The organism is Planococcus sp. ANT_H30 (assembly GCF_008369335.1).
Lineage (GTDB): Bacteria > Bacillota > Bacilli > Bacillales_A > Planococcaceae > Planococcus > Planococcus kocurii.
In genome coordinates, this window is sequence record NZ_VOBJ01000005.1 from 25,655 (window position 1) to 46,373 (window position 20,719).

A 20,719-nucleotide genomic window follows, 5' to 3' on the forward strand; every position below is an offset into this window, starting at 1 on the left:
TGCGGAAGCGGCCGTTTAGCTCCGATTCTAAAAAAAAGCAATCGGCATGACTCAACCGATTGCTCTTAATGTGCAGCTTATTTTTTTCCTGAACCCGAACAGCAGGAGCACGTTTCTGAACCACCCAGTCGTAATTGGAAATATCCTTGACCTGAGCAATAAGAGCATTGATCAACGTTTGTAGCCTTTTTGAAGATCGTCATTCGAAACACCTCCTTCTGTTCTTGTTTGTAATATTCTGATAATATAGCACGATGCCTATTAGAGTGCAAGCTAAAAATAAATGTAACCGCTATCATCCGAAAAAAATATTATTTTCTCGATTTACCTGAAGCATTTACTCTTTTTTAAAAAAGAGTTTGTAGTCCGAATAGCCAAATACTTTACCTGGATCTACGTTCTCAATTGGTTCTAACCCATCTTCTAGTACGTAAGAAACCATTTCTTTAAGCATCACAGAAGCCTCTGCATCATTCGATAATTCTGCAGGCATTAACCAATCTACTGAATACAATTCGGCTAACTGTGCACGAATTGGCTGTTTTTCATTTTTTGCTTTCAATAAAAAAATGGCCATGTTGTCACTAACTTTCCCTTGAATAACGCCTGAACGAAAACCAATCATCCTGACTACTTCACATTCAATGCCCGTCTCTTCTTTAACTTCTCTTAAGGCAGTTTGGTCAATCGTTTCAGTGCCCTCCACAAATCCCGCTGGAAGCGACCACTTCCCGTGCAGTCCGCCATATCTTTTTTTCACGACTAGCCACTGACCTTCGGAATTTACAACAAGTGCAGCCGCTCCTAGCCAAACATTTCCTCGTTTATTAGTTGCCATGACCATTCTCCTTTTCACTTACATTAGACCAGTCCGTGATACAGACTATCTAAAAACACAATAAGCCCTATCAAGGTACAAAAAAAGCTCCCCGCTAAGGGAGCTTAAACTGTTTATCTTATAGAACGTTGAATTTACCTTTTTTCAAAACAAGCATAGGTCCGCCAATCATGAACAATGCGCGGTTATCAATCATTTTTTTCATGAATGACGCTCTTTTACCTGTTACTTTTTTGCCGAAGACAACACCAATTGCATCGTCATCACCAAGTGAACAAACCGTTCCTTTTAGATCTGGAACAAATTCAATCGTTGTTTCACCATTCATCAATGCTTTCAGGTTTTTCGCTACGCTTTCACCTTGTTGCATAGCAATCTGTGCAGTTGGTGGGAATGGACGATTCGTTTCTTCGTTGATCATTAATGCACAGTCACCAATAATGAAAACATCATCGTATCCTGGAGCACGCAAATCTTTATCGACTTTAACGCGAGCGCGCATGTTTTCGATTGGAGTGGCTTCGATCAAACGGTTACCACGGACACCTGCAGCCCAAACGACCGTACCAGCTTTGATGAATTCAAATTCGTCATCGCCTTTTTTAATTTTAACGCCTTCTGGAGTCGCTTCTACAACAGGTGTACCAATTGAGAATTCGATTCCTTTAGACTCCAGATGACCTACTGCGTAGTTGACAAGCTCTGGATCAAATCCAGGCAATACCATTGGTGCAGCTTCTACACAAACAACACGCACTTTTTCACGTGGCACGTCAAACTCTTTACAAAGTTCAGGTACGCGGTTCGCTAATTCACCAAGGAATTCAATTCCTGTAAATCCAGCTCCTCCGACAATAATCGTCAAACGGCTATCATCTTTAACAGGCTCTGCAGACCATGTAGCAAATTGGAATTCAATATGCTCACGAATATAACGTGCAGCTTTTACGTTGGCAATAGATAATGCGTATTTATCGAGACCTTCAATTCCGAAAGTCTCTCCTTCAAAGCCAAGCGCAATAACAATGTAATCATATGTGAATTCACCATTGTCTGTAGAAACTTTTTTACCTACTACATCAATTGCTTCAACAGTTGCTTGTACAAATTTCACTTTCACGCCATCAATAACATCTTTGATATCGTAACGCACTTGTTCTGGAAGCAAAGTTCCTGCAGCAGCTTCGTGGAGCCAAGTACTTTCATAATGATATTCATTTTTGTTGATTAATGTAATGTCCGCAGCATCTGTGCCAAGAACTTTTTGCAAGTTTACTACAGTAGTCAATCCACCGTAACCTGCTCCTAATACTAATATTGACGGTCTTTTCAACACAATCGCAACCACCTTCAAGTCATTTTTTAATCGAATATCGACAAAGCCTTTTAGCCTTGACGCCCCGATAAACACCTATCCTCTATACTAGACCTAAACCCTTCTGATTTCAACTGAATAATGCGTTTATGCTAAACGTGTCCATAATAAAAAGCCGGTTTGTCACCGACTTTTAACAATTCTCTGGAGTACCTGCTTTTTTAGCTGTTCGGAAGGAAGTTCCACAGCCACATGATGCAATGGCATTGGGATTTTCTATTGTGAATCCGCCACCCATTAATGACTGTTTATAATCAACTACCGTACCTTGTAAAATCGGTGCGTCTTCTTTAGCAATTAGAATGGGAATTCCAAATTGCTCATACCGATCATCTGCTTCGCTTTTGGTTTTTTCAAACCCCATACCATATGTCAATCCGCTGCATCCGCCGCCTTTAACAGCAACACGCAAAAAGGATCCTTCTTCTTCGTTGTGACGCATCATTTCTTTAATTTGGAATGAGGCTGCTTCTGTAATTTCTACTACTTCTGTCAATCTGATCACCTTCCTCTAACTCTATCATAGCAATCATTTCTATCATTGTTCAAGCCGTTGACCTTAAATTAAAATGCTATCGAACTAAGAATAATTACTTCCATTTATTTATATAGAAAAAGAGACCTAAAAAGGTCCCTTAGCATTAGAATACTTGTTCTACTTCTACAATTCCAGGAACTTCTTCCACTAACGCGCGTTCAATTCCTGCTTTTAATGTAATGGTCGAGCTTGGGCAGCTTCCGCATGCGCCGAGCAGACGAAGTTTTACGATGCCATCCTCTATATCAACAAGTTCACAGTCTCCACCGTCACGCAAAAGGAATGGACGTAATTTATCTAAGACTTCCATTACTTGATCTTCTAGCAAAGCTTCAGTCATTTATATCGACTCCTTTCATTATAATCATTATAATGTGATTAGCAGGAAAAAGCCACTAATGAATTCACAGGGGGTCCAAATTATGAAGAAACAATTATCAATAGAAGTCTACGGAACCGATGTTATTTGCGCAAGTTGTGTCAATGCACCTTCGTCAATTGATACGTATGAGTGGCTAGAAGCCGCCATCTCAAGAAAATACAAAGATCAGCCATTTTCAATTACCTATATCGATATTGAGAAACCAATTGAGCTAGACCATCAAAAAGATTATGCACAACGCATCATGGACGATGAATTCTTTTATCCTTTAGTATTAGTTGAAGGTGAAGTTGTTGGAGAAGGTTATGTACAACTAAAACCTGTTTATCGTGAACTTGAAAAACATGGTTTTTCAGAAGGTAAATAAAAATGAGTAAAGGGTTTGGAATAGACATATTCCAGACCCTTTTTCTTTAGCCATTTACTCTCTTTCATAAAAAACTGTAGACAACTCGAACGAGTTAAGTTTGCCTACAGTCAACATGCTTTTAATTAGCCATTATGCCATTTGTAAGTGTGCGAGTTTAAGAGTAGATAAATAGGAGTAAAAAAACAAAGTAAAACCAAGTTCCTTCTATTGTAATGCACTAAGTATTTTAAACGAAGGTAAACAAGAGTAAATAATTAACGTGCGAGTTTTTGTGCGAGTGACATTGTAAAATAAAAAAAGCCCTCGACCGGTTAAGGTGAGGACTTTTTACATAGTTACTCTCAATCGAGTGGTCAGCTAGTGACGTGTGCTATGTTCGCATATGCATCTTCAAACTGAACCAACGTTTCCGCGCCAGTCAGCAAAACCATAAACTTAGTATATCTATACGACAAAAAGAAAACAAATAAAAAAAGCCCTCCAACTGTTCCCAGGCAGTCAGAGGGCTTTTATCGAAGTAATACTATTTAGTACTCAACTCTTATTCAACTCTTACTTTTTTATTTTCTCATATGCGCGATTAACCATGACTGCTACTTCTTCACGCGTTGCTGGTCGTTGCGGATACGTTCCGTCTGTCAGTCCGTTCTTCACTGCTGCATGAAATTCCTTTGCCAAGCTTGCTGATGGTTGCGCATCTTTTTTATACTCCACTTTGATTTCCTCCTTTGGTTTATCCGATGTTCCAGCTTCCGGTTTTGGTTTGGGTTTATTCACATTAGCGAGTAACGCGTCCATGACCGATTGTGAGGCTTTCCCCCAGATACCGTCGGCTGATAGGTTGCTGCCGCGTTGGAACGCCTTTACCGCGTCCTCTGTCACTTTTCCGTATATGCCATCCACAGTTAATTTATACCCCACCTTCACAAGATCCGACTGTAGCGATTTTACTTTACTGCCCGTATCGTTTAATAGAAGGTAATCTCTTTCTGTGGAAGTCGATGCGCCCGATTCATCAAACTTAATGCCGTACCACTTGCACGCTGTTTTCGCTGCGACTTTACCGCAACGCTTTCGATAATCTGTGGATAGCATTGTTTTTCGTGCTGCGTCATTCGTGAAGAATTCCCACTCGATCAATATGAATGGCGCTGCTGTTTCGCGTACCAGGTAGAAGTCAGTCCATGTACCGGGAACACAAGGGAATAAACCATTCCCCCAAATCGGCATATCAGGAAACTCTAGCTTGTATTCAACTAATAACATTTGCGCCAACTTTTTAGCTGTTGCAGAAGTATGCCAATAAAATACACCAAAACCACGCGTCTTTTCGTTTCCTGCGTTGCCATGATTCGACATGCCGATAGTCGTTTTATCTTCCTTGTACTGCGCGTTATACTTAGCGATTCGAGCACCTAAAGAAACGTCAGTCCCCTTAGATGGTTGAGCGCTGTAAGTCGTTAATTTTCCTTTGAGTAGACTGTTTGCTTCATCGGTAACGGCTGCATTAAAATCGTGTTCAGCCATACCGGAAACGCCACCTTTTGCATACGTTCCTTTGGATGGCGGAAAAGTATTTGCGCCATGTCCGGGCTCTATGAGTAGTTTTGCCATATTACTTCAACCCTTTCTCACGTGCTAATTTATCAGCCATCTTCGCCTTACGCGTTAAGTTGTTGTTCTTCCACCACGCCACAATAGCAGCAACAACAGTAAAGGTCGTGGACAGCATCAGTTCAATTTGAGCGTCTTCAAATGGCAGGGGCGAGTAACCTGCACCTACTAGTAATTGATTCAGTAATGCGATTCCTAAAATAACCGTTCTAATAATTGATCCATTATCGGTTGGTAAGTTTGTCATGTTTAAATTCCTCCTATAATATGAATTTCCCAGTGGCAATGAATCCGATAATTAACGCCATCACTTTTAAAATATCAATAATGATTGCACGCCATCCTGTTTCTTTGTCACTCCGAACATGCAATGATTTTAATTCTTCTTTAATTTCTTTACTGTTTTTTTCGTACGATTTCTCCATCTTTTCGATAATAGAAACACTGTGCGCTTGCATTAGTTTAATCTCGCGCACCGAAAGACTCGATTCTGCAATATTTTGTCTCATTTCTTTGTGTTCATCGTCATTCTTTCGAATATGTTCCTTGAAGTCTTTGGCTAATTCTTTTACATCTTTTTCTGTTTCGGATATGCGCAAATCTAGTACGGCATATCCAACGGGCGGCTCATTTCCCATTCTTTAAACCAACCTCCCTTACAGCAAACAATGCTAGAAACGCCAGCACGGCATAAGTAAAGAATCCGATATTAAACCATCCACTTCCTAGAAAGTATGCAGAAGCGATCAATCCGTAAATTATCGTAGATCCGAGTAATCCGGCTTTTCTTACTCTTATTTGCTTTGTCGCCAGCCCTAATAATTTTGTGAATGCCGCTAGCAAAAAGATGGTCGCCCATACTGACTCTGGTCCAATCGCTTTAAAGAATTCATACGTACCTGGTAACCTATCGAATAAATCAGGGCTGCCGAAGAAGACGAAGGCTAAGCACATAGAAAGTATGGAGAATCCTACTTCAATTAAAGGCATCGAATCTTGTCGTTTCATTATTTCCTTCCACTCCTTTCTCATCTCTCTATCCCCCTTATTTTCATTTTTTGCATAGAAAAAAGAGCGCCCGATTGGACACTCTTTGATGTGATTTTAAATTGTGTGTTTACCGGGCAGTATAGACCTTATGCTTGCTGAATAGCGAAGAAAGATGCTAAGACAACGGATGCCATTTGGTTAAATCCTGATAAATCGGGATGCACAAAATCAGTACAATATTTTGCTGTTTTTGCGTTTTTAAAGTTAACTTGTTCTTCTGCATATGGCATATTATGCTCACTATCAAACCTTGATTTAATATCAACATAACGAACCGAGGTTACTGGATATTCTTTAGCTAACGCTTCATACGTTTTTGCTAATTGAATATTGTGCTTGTTCGCTAATGCCCAATAAGGTGCATAAATTTCGTATATATACGGTGCGGTTTTTTGATTTCCGCAAAGCAATATTTTGCAATTCGGGTATGCTGCTAATACCTTATCAATGAAGTATTTTGCTTTTGCTTTAATAACGGTAATGTCCGAACTGTAGCCGCTACTCCCATTCACGTAATGATTCCATCCTAATTCAATTACTACATAATCCAGTGAAACACCCGAACAGTTGTCAGTCATGTATTTTTGAATGTTAATGTCACCTATTGCACTATCCCAAAAATAGTTATTTCCATATGACGGGTTTAACGTTGTCGGGTTATCTACGTAATTATTCCACCCGTATCCGCCTGTACCTTCATAACGTACACCGTTTAAGTTAACACGACCAACTAAATTGAAATTGGTTAACCCATACGCATCTGTATCAGTCGAACGTAACAAACGCTGAAACTCTTTCGGGAACGCTTGATTGTTATTTCCTACCAAACTATCCCCCACAAACAAAATGTTCTTTGCACTTGTCGGATTGGCTACAGGTGGCACAATGTTAAATTTCACGCTTTTTCGTTCTTCATTTCTGTACTGCTTGTTATACAAAATAATGTTTTTGGTTTGTACCGTTTTAGTTGATATGGCTGTGTTATCCACAATAATTCGACCATGACGCTGTAAGGTTGAAGCGTCCACATCATACCCAACAATGTACTCGCTATCGTGAATATCAGCATCAACTAACCCATATTCAAATATCTCGCCTTTTTTACCTGCGATAAAGTCCATCGTTTCGGGTAATGCTAATTTTACTTTATTGGAAACGCTGTAAACATCAAAAGATAAATCTGTTTTTAAGATTTTCACGCCTTGTTTTAATACGTACCCCGCAGGTAAGTAATCAGTCGGCAATGTTGTTCCTTCGACCAGCATAAAGTCTTGGTTCAACAGTTCATTGTATACACCAAAACGCATATAGTAAGCGTTACTCGGAATTGTGAAACGATATGATCCGTCCGCTTGTAGGGTATAGTTAACAGAACCTAACGAGACCCCTGTGTCACGATAAATGGCAATTGTCATATCTGTCGCTGTGGTAAACGGTCTGTTGATTGAAAACGTTTTACTTGCTACATTTTCATAAATTGGAGAAATGGAACGGGTTGCACTAACTACCTTGTCTGTCACCTGTCCTGTATTATAAGAACCATTCGGCACAAAGCCAGTTTCAAAGGCTGTTTTATCAAAAAGGTTTGTTGTCTTTTCGAGAAAATTTGTTTTTTCAGGCGTAATTGCTTTGCTTTGAACGTTAACCGTTCCAACCGCACCTGTACCCACTACAGCCACGCTACCACCTGTCATGGCTGTTTTAACGTCTTGTCCTAAATCGTCCATTGTGGCTTTACGAGTTCCACCTACTTTTTCTTCCAACTGTGTGGTAAGAGTTGCCTGTTCTGCGTCCAATCTTGCCTTCAAGTTTGCATATGTTTTATCTTTTGCGACGCGTGCAGCTGCGGCTTCCACAGAGGAATCGCCCTCTATCACAACTTGTTCAAATTGGTCACGCACCTCATTAGCTGTCGCTTCCGCTTCAATTGCTTTAGTTTCTGCTTGCGTTGCTTTTACGTTTGATTCCGCTACTTTCGATTCGAAATATTGCACACTCGCAAATAATACCGGTGTGTGCGCCAAATCGTCAAGCGAACGCGTAACTTCTAAATAAGCAAAGCTGTTAGCCGGAAATTTTTCAATATCGCCATCTGCGTGCTTTACCTTAAATTCAATGCGCAAACTTCCTGTTGCTGCTGCATCGCCTTCCACAAATGAGATACCCACCGTCCCATTGCTTTGCGAAGTTGCCGCGCGATCACTGACAAACTTTCCTTTATTCGATGCCGCTGACCACGTAACAATTTTTCCTGTTAAATCAATCGGCACATCCGCTTTCAACAACTGAATCAGAAAGTCGTTTTCCGTATCGCCTTGTTTCACGATAGAGGGAGACAATACTTTTACTGTGTTCGCTACTTGATTATTCACTTGACCTTTCGGTAAAAAATTAACATTTACCATTACCCGACCCCCTATACTATTTTTCCAATTACGACACCTTTGATTAACATCACGCGATCATTTGAAGAAGGTGTGTAGTGCGCCATATGCGGATATGTTTTAAGCGTCGCAATTGTTTCACCACTAAATATCAACTGTGGACGACCACTCACATACCCAGGCGCAATTGTCGCAAGTTTCACTTCAACTGCATTCGTTTTTTTTTGATTAAATACATCTTCATGCTCAACAATTTCCACATTTTTACCTCCTTCAAATATCCACAACACGCCTAAAGCTGTGTTCCATTTCTGCGCCTGCGCGTAACGGTATGCGCCAACTCGTTTCCGAATACTTTTCATTAATGCCAAGTGGCGAATACTCGATTTGTATCACGTCGCTTAAATCATGAAACGGATTAATGGCTGTCGCAAATTCCAATTTTCCGTATACCTGCGAAGCGTTAAACGCAATACGCTGAATATACGCTTCAAGTGCTTCTTCATCGGCAATGTCTTCAACTTCTCGATAATCCACAATGACACGTCCTCGATTCACTGTGGAAAACGGGCTATCTATTGAATCATTCGTGAAGATGGCTGTGATTGGCTCGCGTTCTGGATCGTTCAATACCGCAACAAACCGATTTGCGACACTAAACGTGTCCATTTCTTCACTCATGCCAGGTATCAAGATACTTAAATCATCATCTTTATACGTGTATTCTGCCGCTAATGTTGACGGGCTACGGTAATATTGACTTGTGTAGTAGCCGTACACGTCATGTGTAATCGTCGTAAAGTTAATCGCGCCCAATAACTCATTAATCGCATATAACTTTTCTTTTCCCGGCTCAAACTCTTTATCATTCGGCAACGTCTTATCTGTCTGTTCAATGTTGTGTTTGGTGATGCCCGCGCCATTCAAAATAGAAATCACCGCATCCCGATAATTTGTGCCAGCTGCGATGAAATAACGATTCTCAAACTTGTCGTCACGCAACACCAACAACCCGTCATAAGCGTCAACATCCCGAAACACAATGCCGTTTTCGTCTTCCTTTGTGGGAGAAGATAACAGAAATACACCAAGTGGCAACTCGATGTATTCCCCTTTGACCTTCAAACGCGCAAATGGCTGTATGCGATCCGTTAAATAGTTGATATTCCCATCGTCTTTAATCGTGAATTTTGCTGTGCGTTTAATCGTTGCAAATGCGTTCATTTCAACTTGTCCGTCCACAATGGAAGTGATTTCCCGTATCTTCTGGTCATTCTTGTCTAGCAAGTCATACCGAAACGCCAATTCACGACTACCCGTAGCCCCGTGGATCGCGTCCGTTATTTCTTGTCGTGTAAGTGGAGAGAATTGAGTGAAAGACTGCATCAAACTTCCTCCCTTACATAGACTTTATCCATTTGGAAACTCACGCTGAAAAACTCACCAAATCCAATTTCACTTTCGGATATCCCACCAATCGTCACATAAGCGCGTCGTCCTTCGCGATCGCGATACAAAAACGTTTCTTTTTTATCCAACAAGCGATAAAGTGTTTCGACTTCTTCATGCGTCTTAATTAGGTAATCTGTGGATAACCCTAGCGTTTCTTCTTGTGTAAATTCAGCTAACGGGAATTTGCGCCCTGCATAAGTCGTGAGCGCTCGATTGTAACCTTTTGATTGAGAAGTAGATTGATTGTACTCCAACACCACAAACTCACTGTAATCGCTCACCAATGCTAATTGAGCGTGTTCGATTGCTAACCGATTCTCAAATATCTCGCTATTGGTAAACGCATCATTTCCACCCCAAGCTTGTACAATGTATTCATACGTATTTGCGCTTGTTGCGGTGTAATCCACAAATGTTCCATTAGACGGCACGTCATTAGCAATGCGCATCCAAATTGATTCGCTTTTCTTTTTTCGTAAAATGTTATTGCGCGCAATTGCTGGCTGTGTGCCTGTTGGTGTTGGGTTGTTAATGTTCAACGTTAATGAACCGCGTTCGTTGTCCACAGTTGCAGTTACAATCACAGGTATTGGTGGTGGCGTGTAGCTGATTGAAATGTTTTTGATTACATACTCGCTGTATAATCCGCCAGCACCGCGCACGCGTAACTTAATCGTGTAATTCGCGCCATTTTTTAGACCTACCCCCGACTCTCGACTCTTAGCAGTCCCCATCACTTCGCCCGTGTCCCAAATCGTCGCACCTGCACCATCCAGAATAATCAATTGATAAGATACTTGATCGTTTGCCATCCATTGAATGACAGGACGCGCGCCACTAAATACGGAATCTGGTTGCAAGATAACGGGTATCACCGTAGGGTTTGACGTACTAAACACCATTGGATTTGTATACGCGCCAACTAGCGCGGTTTGGTCAGTCGTTCGTACACGCCATTCGACTTTACCAACCGAAAACGTATTCGCTGCAATGTCCGTGTATTGCGTAACGCCATTTATTACAATCGTGCTCCAACTAGGCGCGCCTTGCATACGCCACTGAACTTCTGCTTTTGCCTGCGGATCGTTCGGGTTTTGGTCGCTGTGCGTCCATTCAAGTTTGATTGTTTTCGTTCGATCTAACACAATGCCAACTGGTGATAAATCCGTAGGCGGATAAGGTGCATGGTCATGTTGAATGATGAATACCGTATCTGACGTATCGTAATCGCTGTAAATCACACCGTCATAAGCCCTTACGCGAATACGCGCATTAGTTGTTTCCGCTTTGCTAATAAAGTCATATGTGTAACTTGTGCCACTGATGTTGCTGCCAATCGTTGACCAGGTAGTGCCATTATCTGTGGACAACTGAACCTCGTAAACAAGCGCTGTGCCGTCTAAATCGGTTGATGCTTGCCATGATACCGTATGCGTGCTATTCCACGATTCGCCACCATTTGGGACAAATAGAGACGGTTTCGTTGGCTTGCTGTTGTAGTTGATGGTTAGTTTTGGTGCAGCTGTTCCGCCCGTTACCCCTTGATACGAGGTGAAAAAGTTTTCCGAATACATCCGCAATCCATAGTTTGGATAAACGCCATTATGCCACCAATCCAAAAACTGCGTAATGTCGTAATTGATCACATTTCCGGCAACTAATCCAGCAGTACTCTTTTTCCGCTCAAACGTCGTCGAGATGGAATTTACTTTGGAACTTCCCACACCTTGAAAATCACTTGGCCCATCCCAATTTTCCGTCATGCGATTCAATGTAACCATTTCACCGCCAGTTATTTGGAATATTGTCAAGTCGAGCGTTGCGCTATTAATAATGTCGCCTTCCAACATCGGCAAAATGGATTTATTGAATTTGATAAACCCGAATTCCCGATACCCATCAAGCATCCCGTGCCTTAATACATCGGAAGTTGTGCCGAATGAACTGTAACTCGCTGTGTGCCAACCTGACGCGCTCCCTGTTACTGTTACCGTTGGATCTATTTCGATGGGATAAACTAAGCCGTCCACGGGGGCAATTAACTCTAGGTATACCACGCCGCCTCGTTCTGTTACTTTTTGTTCCACGTCTCGATATGTGCCAACCGCATCCACTAACCAAGCTGGCATTAATCGCAAAGTACCTGCTACTAGTTCGTCAGTTAAGCCATCCCCTACAACTTCAAAAGAAAAAGAAAAAGGCGCTTTGTCCGTTTTCAGGAAAAGCGTCTCTTTTACTCCATCTGCCTTTATTTCGATTTGAACGTCTGTATCATTCCAAACATCTTGATACTTAATCGCACTACGGTCTGCTTGCGATTGCTCTCCTGTGGATGGAGAAGCACCGATTGGTATAAACGTTAACGAATTTTCTTCTTTGCCAATCGTGTACCCGTGCTGAAAGTTTCGCGGTATCTTCGCATCAAACGGAACGCGCAAGGCTTGGAAATTATGTTGCGCGCGATTCAATACCCCGTTTTCTTTTGCCGCTTCTACTTCGCGTTTGGCTTGCAAAAAACGTTCGAATCCTTCAACTGCTACCGGATCAACAATTTTGTCAAAATCAGCTTCGTCGTATAAATCCGTATTCACGTTATGAAGATTGCCTTGATCGTCAGTGAAATGAACGTCTGTTAGATGAACTTCTGTGGTATACGAACCATCGAAATTCATCCACGTTTTGCTGTTAGGCGTTCGCTTTTGTAACATTTCACCCACTTTAAAATTTGTTTTCGGCAATGTGTGACCTCCTTTCTATTTCTGTCGTAGCTTCTGTTTGTCGAATAAGCGAACCACGTCGTTAAATTCGCGCACGTTTTTGGCATCCACAGTGATGTAATAGTTATCGCCACCACTCGCTGCTGTATTGCTACCCACAGAACCGCTATGACTCACGTTCATATTCACTTCCAACTCTTGTCGAATCTGCTGTTTCATATCTGCAATATCCGAACGAATATCAATTCCTGCCATTTGAACATTTGGTGCAATTGCGTCTGCTAATTGTTGAGAAGCCGCGATGACATGCCCAACTGTGGAAGACAATCCGTTTACTAACCCTTGTCCTGCGAATTGCCCTAATGCTTCCAACACGCGAGAAGGTGAGTGGATCTGTAACGCTGATTTAATCGTTTGTTGGACGCTATCAGCAATTGATTTCGCTTCTGCCATTAACGGACCCTTCATCGACTTCATTCCGTTCATTAATCCTGTAACAGAATCTTTACCGATTTGCGTTAACGAACTGAATTGTTTCTTTGTGCCGCCTGTGATTTCTTGGATTTCTTTAATCCAGTCGATGCGCAACACTTCAAGTTGCTTCTTGGAAACTTTTTTCAATTCGTCAATTTGTTTCTCTGTATCTACACGCAACCCTTCCGTTTCCGTGAGCGCTTGTGAACGTGCCAGTCCTGTCTTCTCTTTCCACAGTGATTCGTATTCCGCTAATTGACCCGCTGATAATGAATTGAGTGCTGCAATTTCTCCGTATGCTGCCGGACCCATCGCACGCAATTCTTCAAGCAACCCTTCTTCAATTCCTTTTTTCGACAACTCCGCAATATCTTCTGACCAATCTTTAAAGCCATCCACTTGCCCTTTCAAGTTGTTGATAAGCGATTCACCCGTACCCACAAACGATGTTTTCATTTCATCGAATAACCCTGTGAAGCTGTACAGTGATTTCGCACGATCATCCACAGATTTTTGATAAGCGTCTGTTAGGCGTTTCTCTTCGGCAATCATGCTGTCGTTAATCGCTTTTGTTTTACCTAGATACTCTTCATTGCTCTTCGTCAAACTGTCGTTAATTTTCGTCATGCTGTCTTGATACTTCGCTTGCGCGTCAATCTTTTCTTGCGTACCTGCTTTAAACGATTGCGAAGCTTTGCGCCAAATTTCGGCTTCTTGCACCGCTGACAACTCACCCAATTTGTTTTTGTTGTCCACAAATGTTTGAATAGCCGCCAAGCTTTCTTTTTGAGCCGCCACTTCTTGTGCGTTTATTTTCGTTTTCGAGTTTTTGTTAATCGTTTCAAGTTTCTTACTGTGAGACGTTTCTTCCTTCTCAATCTTATACGCTGAATCTTTGTGGATTTTCTCGATTCGCAATGATTCAGAAGTAGTTAATTTTCGTTTTTTCGCTTTTGCGTTTGCTTTGATCGCGTACACGCTATCTTCTGCATCACTTTCGATTTTATTGATTGTTGCTGCATGCTTTTTGTTTTCGGCTGCACGTTCATTCGCTGCGGTTTTCTCAATCGCTTTAATCGCAGCCGCATTCACCTTAGCCGCGTTCGTCATAACCGCGCCTAATTCATTCATGACTTTTTCGTTCAATGATTTTGTGTTGCTGACGCCTAACGCCAAACCTTGACCGACGAATGCGCCGATTTCCATGAATACGCGCGAAGGTGATTTGATTTTGAAGTAACTCAATGCTGCGTCAACCATGTCGCCTGCTATTGTTTTAATCGAATTGATTGCAGTAGAAGCCATGCCGACCGCACCGTCAATTAACCCTTGTATCAAGTTTCCACCTGCCGTAACCATCGCACCTACATAAGAAAGCACTTTGCCTGGCATTTCTGCGACTTTTGCGCCTAACGTGGAAACCGCTTCGCTCATTTTCTCACGCACTTTACTAACAAGGTTAGAGAATATCGTCCCCGCTGCCGATAGCAAGGAAGCTAATTTTGACGCTGTAGCTGACTTCGCTTCCTCCCATTTATTCGCAATGGCTGTTTTGACTTCACTCATCTTAGCGGCAACTTTCGATACCATCTCCGCGAATTTAGTCATTGCAGTCGATACTAATGAAGCGAGTTTTGAGACAGTAGCCGATTTTGCTTCTTCCCATTTTGCCGAGATCTTCTCTTTAATCTCCGACATTTTCTGCGCGACCGCGACACCCATTTCCGCGAATTTTCGTTGTGCAATATTCTTTAATTCAGGAAGAATTTTATTAAAGTGAGACTTCACAGCGTCCCAAATTTTTGAAATTGTAGATTTCATTAATTCCATTTGTCTTGATACCGCGTCTTTCATTCCGCTAAAGTCACCGTTGACGAGCGCTTTTAGGTAAGCGAGAACGTTTGAGAATGTACCTTTGATTGCGTTCCACACTGTGGATATTATGGTTTTAGCTGAATCCATCGTCGTCTGAATCACACGATAAATCGCAGGGAAATTTGTTTGAATATATGTCATGATGTTGTTTACCGCGTTGGAAATCGCTGTTGATACGGCTGTCCACGCTTTTGATGTAAAGGCAGAAATTTCATCCCAGTATTTATAAATCAATACCGCGAGTCCTGCAACCGCGATTGTTACCCAACCGATAGGACCAATAGCAATTAACCAACCTGCTGCTACTCTTGCGCCCTGTATTAATGCTTGTCCACCCATTTTTATTAATGTTGCTATGAACCCGTCGGTCAATGCGTTCAATCCAACTAATACAGGCATTGAAGCTAAGAAAATTCCTGTCAAAGAAGTCATTACCACAGCAACTTTACCAAGCCACGGATGAGCCTCCATCAATCCATTTGTAAAAGCAAGGATCCCATTGACCATTCCAAGTAATGCTTGCCCTATTGGCGCGGCTGCGATTCCTAAATTAGTTATGAATGTCACAATCTCGCCAATTGTGGAAACTACTACAGGTCCATTCGTTTGAATGTAATCAATGAAGCTTCTAAACCCTTGACTCTCGCCCAACGCCGCTGACCATGCTTTGAAACGTTCCATCATGTCTTGTAAGCCACTCATCATTGTCGCGGACGATGGCCCAAACGCAGCAAACGTATTAATCATGCCTTGTATCGCATCACTAAAAATTGAGCGTATTTTCGGCATGTTCGTACTGACGTAATCCACAAATTGATTAAACTTCTCACTTTCACTTAGTCCGTCTGTCCAACTTCTAAACGACTCGGACATTTTCAAGAAGCTGTTTTGTGTCTCTGTGGACAACGGACCAAACGCAGCCATCATGTTAAATAAGCCTTGCGTGAAGTTACCGACTGCACCGCCTATTGCTTCGAGTGCTGGACCTGCTGACGTTGACAGGAAATTGAAGAAGTCTTTCACGTCTGCCGCTTCAAGATTGGCGTTAAATGAATCTATCATTTTCTTAATTGATCCGGTTACGTTTTCAATCATCGGTTTCGCTAAATCTAAAACGCCCGTAATCGCCGTTAACCCTGTCGAGAATACTTCCAATACAGGCGTTTCCATGCTCTTAACCAATTTCGAATAGTTGTCTTTGAACGTATTCAGCGACTCACCAGCTTTTACCTGCGCGTCTGACATGCCGTCCATAATCGCTTGTTGTTCCTGCATGATTTTATTGCGTTCTTTCCACGTATCGGCTTTCGCTAGTTTTTCCTCTAACTTTTCCAACTCTTTTGATGTTTCCACCACTTTACCGATGGATGGAACCGCAACCGCTGCAAATCCTGCAACGCCTATCCCTGCCGCGCCAAATGAACTAAGTAGCGCAAACGATGAACCTGCGATAACGCCAAGCATTGGACCGAGTTGACCGAGTAAGCCGACCACAGAAGCAAGTACAGGCACAATGGCTGGTGCGATGAAGATCCCAATGCCACGAGCTGTCATGCCGACCATTTCACCAAAGTTGCGAGAGAACGCCGCCATTTTCCCCATGACCGCTTGGTAGTCGTTCCACACAGCTTTCATACGCACCACAAAGTTTTGTGCTGCAAATGATTGTAGTTGAAGTCTTAATAGGGCTAAACGAGCCGTCACATTACCTGTATCGGCTCGAATGTCAATGTCGTGTGTTTCTGTCACGTTTGCTAGTTGCGCTTGCACCAACGCCATTTGTGCCATGAAACCGCCAATATCTGCTTCAACTTGTGGATCGGCTGTCGTTCGTGCGATTTCGCGCATCCGATCTTGAACCTGCAAGATGTCACGTGAGAACTCGCCTATTTCCAATTCAATGGCTGGCGTAACCGTCTCACCTGCTTCTGCTAACGCTCGCGCCACTTTAACCATGCGACTTTCAAAGCCACCAATATCTGCCTTAATACGCGCTTCTGTAACACGTCTGCTTAATGAATTGGTTTGCCTGTTTACGCTATTCGCGGCGTTGTTGAAGTTTGATGAATCACCGTTAATGTTTATCGTCGTGTCGCTGTTCAATTCAGCCAGTCGTGCGCGTGCTTCTGCAATGGCTGCTTGTAAATCCGTTGTGTTCGCGTTGATATTAACCGTCGAACTATCGTTGTTGATATCTGCCATTGTGGATTGCACACGTTGTGCTTGCGTCATGAATTCGCTAATGTTCGCGCCGATATCCACAATAACCTCAGAAGCCATCTTCTGCATCGTTTTGTTGACCGTTGCGGCTTTCTGCATAAACTTGCTGATATCCGCGTCAATCGTTGCGTTAAATCTAGGCGTTATTGTCATTTACTCATCCCCCTTTCTCTAATTGTTGAGGGCGATAACTCTTCATGGCGGCTTGCGCTTTTCTGTATCGTTCTAAATTCAGCGTTTCACCTTTCGCGTTGTTACCCCCCTCCAAATCCTTGCGCGCTTTATCGGAATCGTATAAGTCTTTGAGTTTCAAACGTTTCGCGTTATTCGCTTTCGCGCCAAACATCGCTTGCACCGCCGACATTTCAAATTCATCTATTCTTCGCAGTTGCGCACCTTTTACAAAATTCTTGAATTCCCTAGGAGACCAGGAAAAGATAACGTCCGCGTCATATACCTGTAAGTGATACGCTGCGTCAATCATCAAATTGTCATAGTTTAGGCTTTCAATTCCTCGCGGTTCTTCGTCAGCAGTTCGAACATTTCTTTGTTGCCCTTCTTCTCTTCCGCTGTTTTTCCGTGAGCCTTCATTGTTTCTAGCCCCTTCCACAAGTCTCTGCGTGGTTGTGCGTAAAACCCCGACTCGTCCAAGATGTGGAAAGCGTCTTTGAATAGTTGCTCCGTTTCTCCGTTATCAATGCGCTCTTCTAATGCGTTTTCAATAGCAGCAAGCGACGGTCTGTCTTTTTCGTGATGCTCAACTGCGCAATCCCAAAACATGGATAAGCTTTGTGTGCTTTTCCCTAGCAATCCCATATAAATATTCATAAAGCCGCCTAGTTTTTGCCCGTTTGCGTTCACTTCGTCGTATTTTTTATTCGCCAATCTGTCAAATGCAAATGAACCTTTGCCCTTAAATCCTTTACCGTTTACGTTTAAAATTGTCATTTTCCTATTCCTCCTATGAAATTCATTAGTTTATGCAAATAAAAAAAGAAGTAGGTATGACCCCACTTCTCATTAGTTAGATATGCTTATGGAATTACTGGTGCTGTTGTTTGATCAGGGAACGCGCCCGTAGTTTCGCCAGGTGCTTCAAATCCGTATTTCGCGAAAGCTAAAACTTCTGGCGGCAATGCTGGGATTGTCCCTTTTTGTGATTGGTCAATAACCTGCATTGTTGATGATAATTCAACAAATCCGTCTTGCGGATAACTTTCCTCCACGCTTTCTACAATTGTGTAAGCAAAGTACGCATCGTGAGAACCAGAAGCATTCAGTTTCAAATTAACTTTCCAAACCTTCAATTGTTTCTTGTCGCAGATTGCAGTAATGATTGCTTCTTGACCGGGATCATCCGTTTCGCCATAAGCAGTCATTTCAATAGATTCATTGTTCTGTCCGTAGCCGACAATGCGTCCGAATTTTGTTGTTTCGCTGATTACATCATTTTCTCGCGCATGAGAACCATCCGTTTGGTTACCAATTAGGTAACCGTCTTTTCCTAATACTGCATCTTCAAGTTGAACCAAAAATATGATGTCTTTACCTTGTTTCATGAATGTCCATCTCCCTTTAATTGTTTTTGATTGTGAATGTGAAGCGTGCTAACCCATGCTTGATGCGTGGATCTGCGTCGTCAATTACCTGCAACTGTGGACGGCTAATTTTGAGCAAAGAAAAAGAACCGCCAATAGCGATTCCCTTACCAATTGCTTGATGAATAGCGTCCAGTAGTGCATAACTTTCTTTTTTGCCGCCTGCGACACTCCAACTGTGGATGGTTAAACTAACTTCCTCGCTAAACGTGTTGCGCGTCTCGATATTGAGCGTTGACGGTGCGCCAATCGTTAGATAAGGGAATACTAAATCTTCCTCTACAACGTCGTACACACCGCTTACAAGTTGTGTTAGTTCGCTATCCACAGAGAGAGCCGCGTACACCGCTTTTTGCAATTCCCATAATGCCGTTTGTGTCATTTAAAAACGCCCCATTTCTCTGATGAAGTGGCGCTGTCCAATTTCTACGGCTGGCTCCCAAAATTCTTGCGCGCGCATCCCAGAAGTTGTCACCCAACGATTCAATTTCGGACTCCAATACGTCCAGGGAATCTTTTTGGCGCGACTGCCACCGGGACCCTCTGCGTAGATGCCTGTTCCGTAGTTTACGTAGATGGCGTAAAAAGCACCCACATGAATTACCGCACCCAAGCCACCATTTTCAATCCGCAACGTAATCGAATCACGTAATGACCCATCATCCACAGGTGCTAACGCCTTTGCTTGTGATTGAATGATTTGCGCAGTCTCCAAAACAATTTGCTTCGCGCGCTTTTTCACATCATCCGTATACTCTTCTAAATATTGTTCCATCTTGGGCCAACCGCGTTTAGTTATCCCCATTACTTCACCAACTTTAGTGGTACAAGCATCACTTCATGTTGACCGCCTTGATCCTGTGGATTGCCGATTAACTCATACGTTTCAGTGATGCCATGATGTTGGTACACACAACGCATGTCTGCGGTAATATCGTTTCGATACGGAAAATATAAGTTGCGATCCAGTGGATTGTTTAACTGCTGCGCTTCGAATACTTCACGACTTGACGGTGTATCTAAGAAGCCTTGCACCGTTACTTTTGCCGTCCACAGTTGAGTGAAGCCACCGCCACCGTCCGATACTTTAGTAAGTTGTTGAAATGTGAGGTTGTGCGGATATTCAGCGAGAAGCATGAAACTTCACCTTCTTATAAGGCGTTAGCAAGCCTTTTAACTCACTTGTCACCTCTGTGTCGTATGAATAGGATACAGAACCCATTGAGCGCGACTTTAAGCCAGTAGCAAGCGTGTTGCGCTCAATCGCCTTCGCTAAGTAGATTTTAACGCCACCTGGTATGCGCAACGTGCCTTCTGTGGTGATACCAAACGTGTTATTCGTGTACGCCATCACGCTTTCAAGCAACAATGGCAGCATCGTTTTGATGTATTCGTCTTTGGAATCATCCGCAAACGCTACGCCCATAATCCCTTTAATCTCATTTACATCGTTTTGCGTAGGGATGAACTCAATATGCATTCATTCCACCTACTTTCCGAGAATTGCGTTAATGTAATCCTCTTTGATGGCATCGGTTTTATACTCAACGCCTCTGCTGTCTAAAAAGCCTTTTAAGTCGTCATTTTTAACCTTCTTCAATTCTGTTTCACTGTATGTCGTGTAATCTGTTTCCTCTTCTGTGGGAGTCTGTGCGATTGTTTCACGCTGTTTAACATACTTTGCCATACCTTCTTCCTCCTCCGCAGTTACTTCTATAACTATTTTTCCATTAAAATGCGCTTCTTCCATTTCAAAAACCTGTCCGGCAGGATGAGTTACACCCTGGTACCGGACCGGAATCTTTAAGGCTTTGACGATCATTTCAGTTACC

The 20,719-nt window shown here is 42.5% G+C and carries 23 protein-coding genes; 1 reads left to right on the forward strand and 22 read right to left on the reverse strand.

Features of this window, described 5'->3' with window-relative positions:
- Positions 1-77 precede the first annotated feature (77 nt).
- From FQ085_RS18060 to FQ085_RS11545, 5 genes are all read right to left on the reverse strand, one after another.
- A complete protein-coding gene (locus tag FQ085_RS18060; RefSeq protein WP_169793156.1) occupies positions 78-203 on the reverse strand; it encodes a YuiA family protein in 126 nt (41 codons plus the stop codon).
- Positions 204-337: 134 nt separating this feature from the next.
- Positions 338-838 carry an NUDIX domain-containing protein gene (locus tag FQ085_RS11530; protein ID WP_149456642.1) on the reverse strand — a complete coding sequence of 167 codons (501 nt, stop codon included), beginning with the start codon at positions 836-838 and terminating at the stop codon, positions 338-340.
- Positions 839-956: 118 nt separating this feature from the next.
- Positions 957-2,171, reverse strand: a complete 1,215-nt coding sequence (locus FQ085_RS11535; RefSeq protein WP_058386933.1) for an NAD(P)/FAD-dependent oxidoreductase — start codon at positions 2,169-2,171, stop codon at positions 957-959.
- A 175-nt stretch (positions 2,172-2,346) separates the two neighbouring features.
- Positions 2,347-2,709, reverse strand: a complete 363-nt coding sequence (locus tag FQ085_RS11540) for a HesB/IscA family protein (protein WP_058385859.1) — start codon at positions 2,707-2,709, stop codon at positions 2,347-2,349.
- A gap of 145 nt (positions 2,710-2,854) precedes the next feature.
- A complete protein-coding gene (locus FQ085_RS11545; RefSeq protein WP_008429467.1) occupies positions 2,855-3,091 on the reverse strand; it encodes a NifU family protein in 237 nt (78 codons plus the stop codon).
- 82 nt (positions 3,092-3,173) lie between these two features.
- Between FQ085_RS11545 and FQ085_RS11550 the strand changes: the two genes are divergently transcribed.
- On the forward strand, positions 3,174-3,500 hold the full coding sequence (locus FQ085_RS11550; RefSeq protein WP_058385860.1) for a YuzD family protein: 327 nt from the start codon (positions 3,174-3,176) through the stop codon (positions 3,498-3,500).
- Positions 3,501-4,055: 555 nt separating this feature from the next.
- On the opposite strand, the gene FQ085_RS11555 is transcribed toward FQ085_RS11550, so the two are convergent.
- The 17 genes from FQ085_RS11555 to FQ085_RS11635 form a co-directional block, all read right to left on the reverse strand.
- Entirely contained in the window at positions 4,056-5,117 is a 1,062-nt protein-coding gene (locus FQ085_RS11555) for an N-acetylmuramoyl-L-alanine amidase (RefSeq protein WP_149456643.1), read from the reverse strand.
- A gap of 1 nt (position 5,118) precedes the next feature.
- Positions 5,119-5,364 (reverse strand): phage holin, encoded by a 246-nt coding sequence (locus FQ085_RS11560; RefSeq protein ID WP_149456644.1) that lies wholly within the window; start codon positions 5,362-5,364, stop codon positions 5,119-5,121.
- 13 nt (positions 5,365-5,377) lie between these two features.
- Positions 5,378-5,755, reverse strand: coding sequence for a hypothetical protein (locus tag FQ085_RS11565; protein ID WP_149456645.1), 378 nt, complete (start codon positions 5,753-5,755; stop codon positions 5,378-5,380).
- Positions 5,745-6,149, reverse strand: coding sequence for a hypothetical protein (locus FQ085_RS11570; protein WP_149456646.1), 405 nt, complete (start codon positions 6,147-6,149; stop codon positions 5,745-5,747). Before FQ085_RS11570 ends, FQ085_RS11565 begins: the two co-directional genes overlap by 11 nt.
- 104 nt (positions 6,150-6,253) lie before the next feature.
- Positions 6,254-8,572 (reverse strand): SGNH/GDSL hydrolase family protein, encoded by a 2,319-nt coding sequence (locus FQ085_RS11575; RefSeq protein WP_149456647.1) that lies wholly within the window; start codon positions 8,570-8,572, stop codon positions 6,254-6,256.
- 11 nt (positions 8,573-8,583) lie between these two features.
- Positions 8,584-8,811 (reverse strand): hypothetical protein, encoded by a 228-nt coding sequence (locus tag FQ085_RS11580; protein WP_262499790.1) that lies wholly within the window; start codon positions 8,809-8,811, stop codon positions 8,584-8,586.
- A 13-nt stretch (positions 8,812-8,824) separates the two neighbouring features.
- Positions 8,825-9,937, reverse strand: coding sequence for a hypothetical protein (locus FQ085_RS11585; protein ID WP_149456648.1), 1,113 nt, complete (start codon positions 9,935-9,937; stop codon positions 8,825-8,827).
- Positions 9,937-12,741 carry a fibronectin type III domain-containing protein gene (locus tag FQ085_RS11590; RefSeq protein WP_149456649.1) on the reverse strand — a complete coding sequence of 935 codons (2,805 nt, stop codon included), beginning with the start codon at positions 12,739-12,741 and terminating at the stop codon, positions 9,937-9,939. The genes FQ085_RS11585 and FQ085_RS11590 overlap by 1 nt, the downstream gene beginning before the upstream one ends.
- Positions 12,742-12,756: 15 nt before the next feature.
- Entirely contained in the window at positions 12,757-17,442 is a 4,686-nt protein-coding gene (locus tag FQ085_RS11595) for a phage tail protein (protein WP_149456650.1), read from the reverse strand.
- A gap of 4 nt (positions 17,443-17,446) precedes the next feature.
- The gene (locus FQ085_RS11600) at positions 17,447-17,773 is read right to left on the reverse strand and encodes a hypothetical protein (protein ID WP_149456651.1); all 327 of its coding nucleotides are present in this window, start codon (positions 17,771-17,773) and stop codon (positions 17,447-17,449) included.
- 14 nt (positions 17,774-17,787) lie between these two features.
- Entirely contained in the window at positions 17,788-18,237 is a 450-nt protein-coding gene (locus FQ085_RS11605; protein WP_149456652.1) for a tail assembly chaperone, read from the reverse strand.
- Positions 18,238-18,323: 86 nt separating this feature from the next.
- On the reverse strand, positions 18,324-18,848 hold the full coding sequence (locus FQ085_RS11610; RefSeq protein WP_149456653.1) for a phage major tail protein, TP901-1 family: 525 nt from the start codon (positions 18,846-18,848) through the stop codon (positions 18,324-18,326).
- Between the two features lie 16 nt (positions 18,849-18,864).
- Positions 18,865-19,269, reverse strand: coding sequence for a DUF3168 domain-containing protein (locus FQ085_RS11615; protein WP_149456654.1), 405 nt, complete (start codon positions 19,267-19,269; stop codon positions 18,865-18,867).
- Positions 19,270-19,662 carry an HK97-gp10 family putative phage morphogenesis protein gene (locus tag FQ085_RS11620; RefSeq protein WP_149456744.1) on the reverse strand — a complete coding sequence of 131 codons (393 nt, stop codon included), beginning with the start codon at positions 19,660-19,662 and terminating at the stop codon, positions 19,270-19,272.
- Between the two features lie 29 nt (positions 19,663-19,691).
- The gene (locus FQ085_RS11625) at positions 19,692-20,024 is read right to left on the reverse strand and encodes a phage head closure protein (RefSeq protein ID WP_149456655.1); all 333 of its coding nucleotides are present in this window, start codon (positions 20,022-20,024) and stop codon (positions 19,692-19,694) included.
- Positions 20,011-20,367 carry a phage head-tail connector protein gene (locus tag FQ085_RS11630; protein WP_149456656.1) on the reverse strand — a complete coding sequence of 119 codons (357 nt, stop codon included), beginning with the start codon at positions 20,365-20,367 and terminating at the stop codon, positions 20,011-20,013. The genes FQ085_RS11625 and FQ085_RS11630 overlap by 14 nt, the downstream gene beginning before the upstream one ends.
- A gap of 9 nt (positions 20,368-20,376) precedes the next feature.
- A complete protein-coding gene (locus FQ085_RS11635; protein WP_149456657.1) occupies positions 20,377-20,709 on the reverse strand; it encodes a hypothetical protein in 333 nt (110 codons plus the stop codon).
- Positions 20,710-20,719 lie beyond the last annotated feature (10 nt).

Bases quoted from the DNA above. Each gene is read 5' to 3' on its own strand.
- FQ085_RS11530 (WP_149456642.1), bottom strand. From the start codon at position 838: ATGGCAACTAATAAACGAGGAAATGTTTGGCTAGGAGCGGCTGCACTT.
- FQ085_RS11620 (WP_149456744.1), bottom strand. From the start codon at position 19,662: ATGGAACAATATTTAGAAGAGTATACGGATGATGTGAAAAAGCGCGCG.
- FQ085_RS18060 (WP_169793156.1), bottom strand. From the start codon at position 203: ATGACGATCTTCAAAAAGGCTACAAACGTTGATCAATGCTCTTATTGC.
- FQ085_RS11625 (WP_149456655.1), bottom strand. From the start codon at position 20,024: ATGCTTCTCGCTGAATATCCGCACAACCTCACATTTCAACAACTTACT.
- FQ085_RS11565 (WP_149456645.1), bottom strand. From the start codon at position 5,755: ATGGGAAATGAGCCGCCCGTTGGATATGCCGTACTAGATTTGCGCATA.
- FQ085_RS11585 (WP_149456648.1), bottom strand. From the start codon at position 9,937: ATGCAGTCTTTCACTCAATTCTCTCCACTTACACGACAAGAAATAACG.
- FQ085_RS11610 (WP_149456653.1), bottom strand. From the start codon at position 18,848: ATGAAACAAGGTAAAGACATCATATTTTTGGTTCAACTTGAAGATGCA.
- FQ085_RS11545 (WP_008429467.1), bottom strand. From the start codon at position 3,091: ATGACTGAAGCTTTGCTAGAAGATCAAGTAATGGAAGTCTTAGATAAA.
- FQ085_RS11615 (WP_149456654.1), bottom strand. From the start codon at position 19,269: ATGACACAAACGGCATTATGGGAATTGCAAAAAGCGGTGTACGCGGCT.
- FQ085_RS11595 (WP_149456650.1), bottom strand. From the start codon at position 17,442: ATGACAATAACGCCTAGATTTAACGCAACGATTGACGCGGATATCAGC.
- FQ085_RS11575 (WP_149456647.1), bottom strand. From the start codon at position 8,572: ATGGTAAATGTTAATTTTTTACCGAAAGGTCAAGTGAATAATCAAGTA.
- FQ085_RS11635 (WP_149456657.1), bottom strand. From the start codon at position 20,709: ATGATCGTCAAAGCCTTAAAGATTCCGGTCCGGTACCAGGGTGTAACT.
- FQ085_RS11600 (WP_149456651.1), bottom strand. From the start codon at position 17,773: ATGATTGACGCAGCGTATCACTTACAGGTATATGACGCGGACGTTATC.
- FQ085_RS11550 (WP_058385860.1), top strand. From the start codon at position 3,174: ATGAAGAAACAATTATCAATAGAAGTCTACGGAACCGATGTTATTTGC.
- FQ085_RS11560 (WP_149456644.1), bottom strand. From the start codon at position 5,364: ATGACAAACTTACCAACCGATAATGGATCAATTATTAGAACGGTTATT.
- FQ085_RS11570 (WP_149456646.1), bottom strand. From the start codon at position 6,149: ATGAGAAAGGAGTGGAAGGAAATAATGAAACGACAAGATTCGATGCCT.
- FQ085_RS11555 (WP_149456643.1), bottom strand. From the start codon at position 5,117: ATGGCAAAACTACTCATAGAGCCCGGACATGGCGCAAATACTTTTCCG.
- FQ085_RS11605 (WP_149456652.1), bottom strand. From the start codon at position 18,237: ATGACAATTTTAAACGTAAACGGTAAAGGATTTAAGGGCAAAGGTTCA.
- FQ085_RS11630 (WP_149456656.1), bottom strand. From the start codon at position 20,367: ATGCATATTGAGTTCATCCCTACGCAAAACGATGTAAATGAGATTAAA.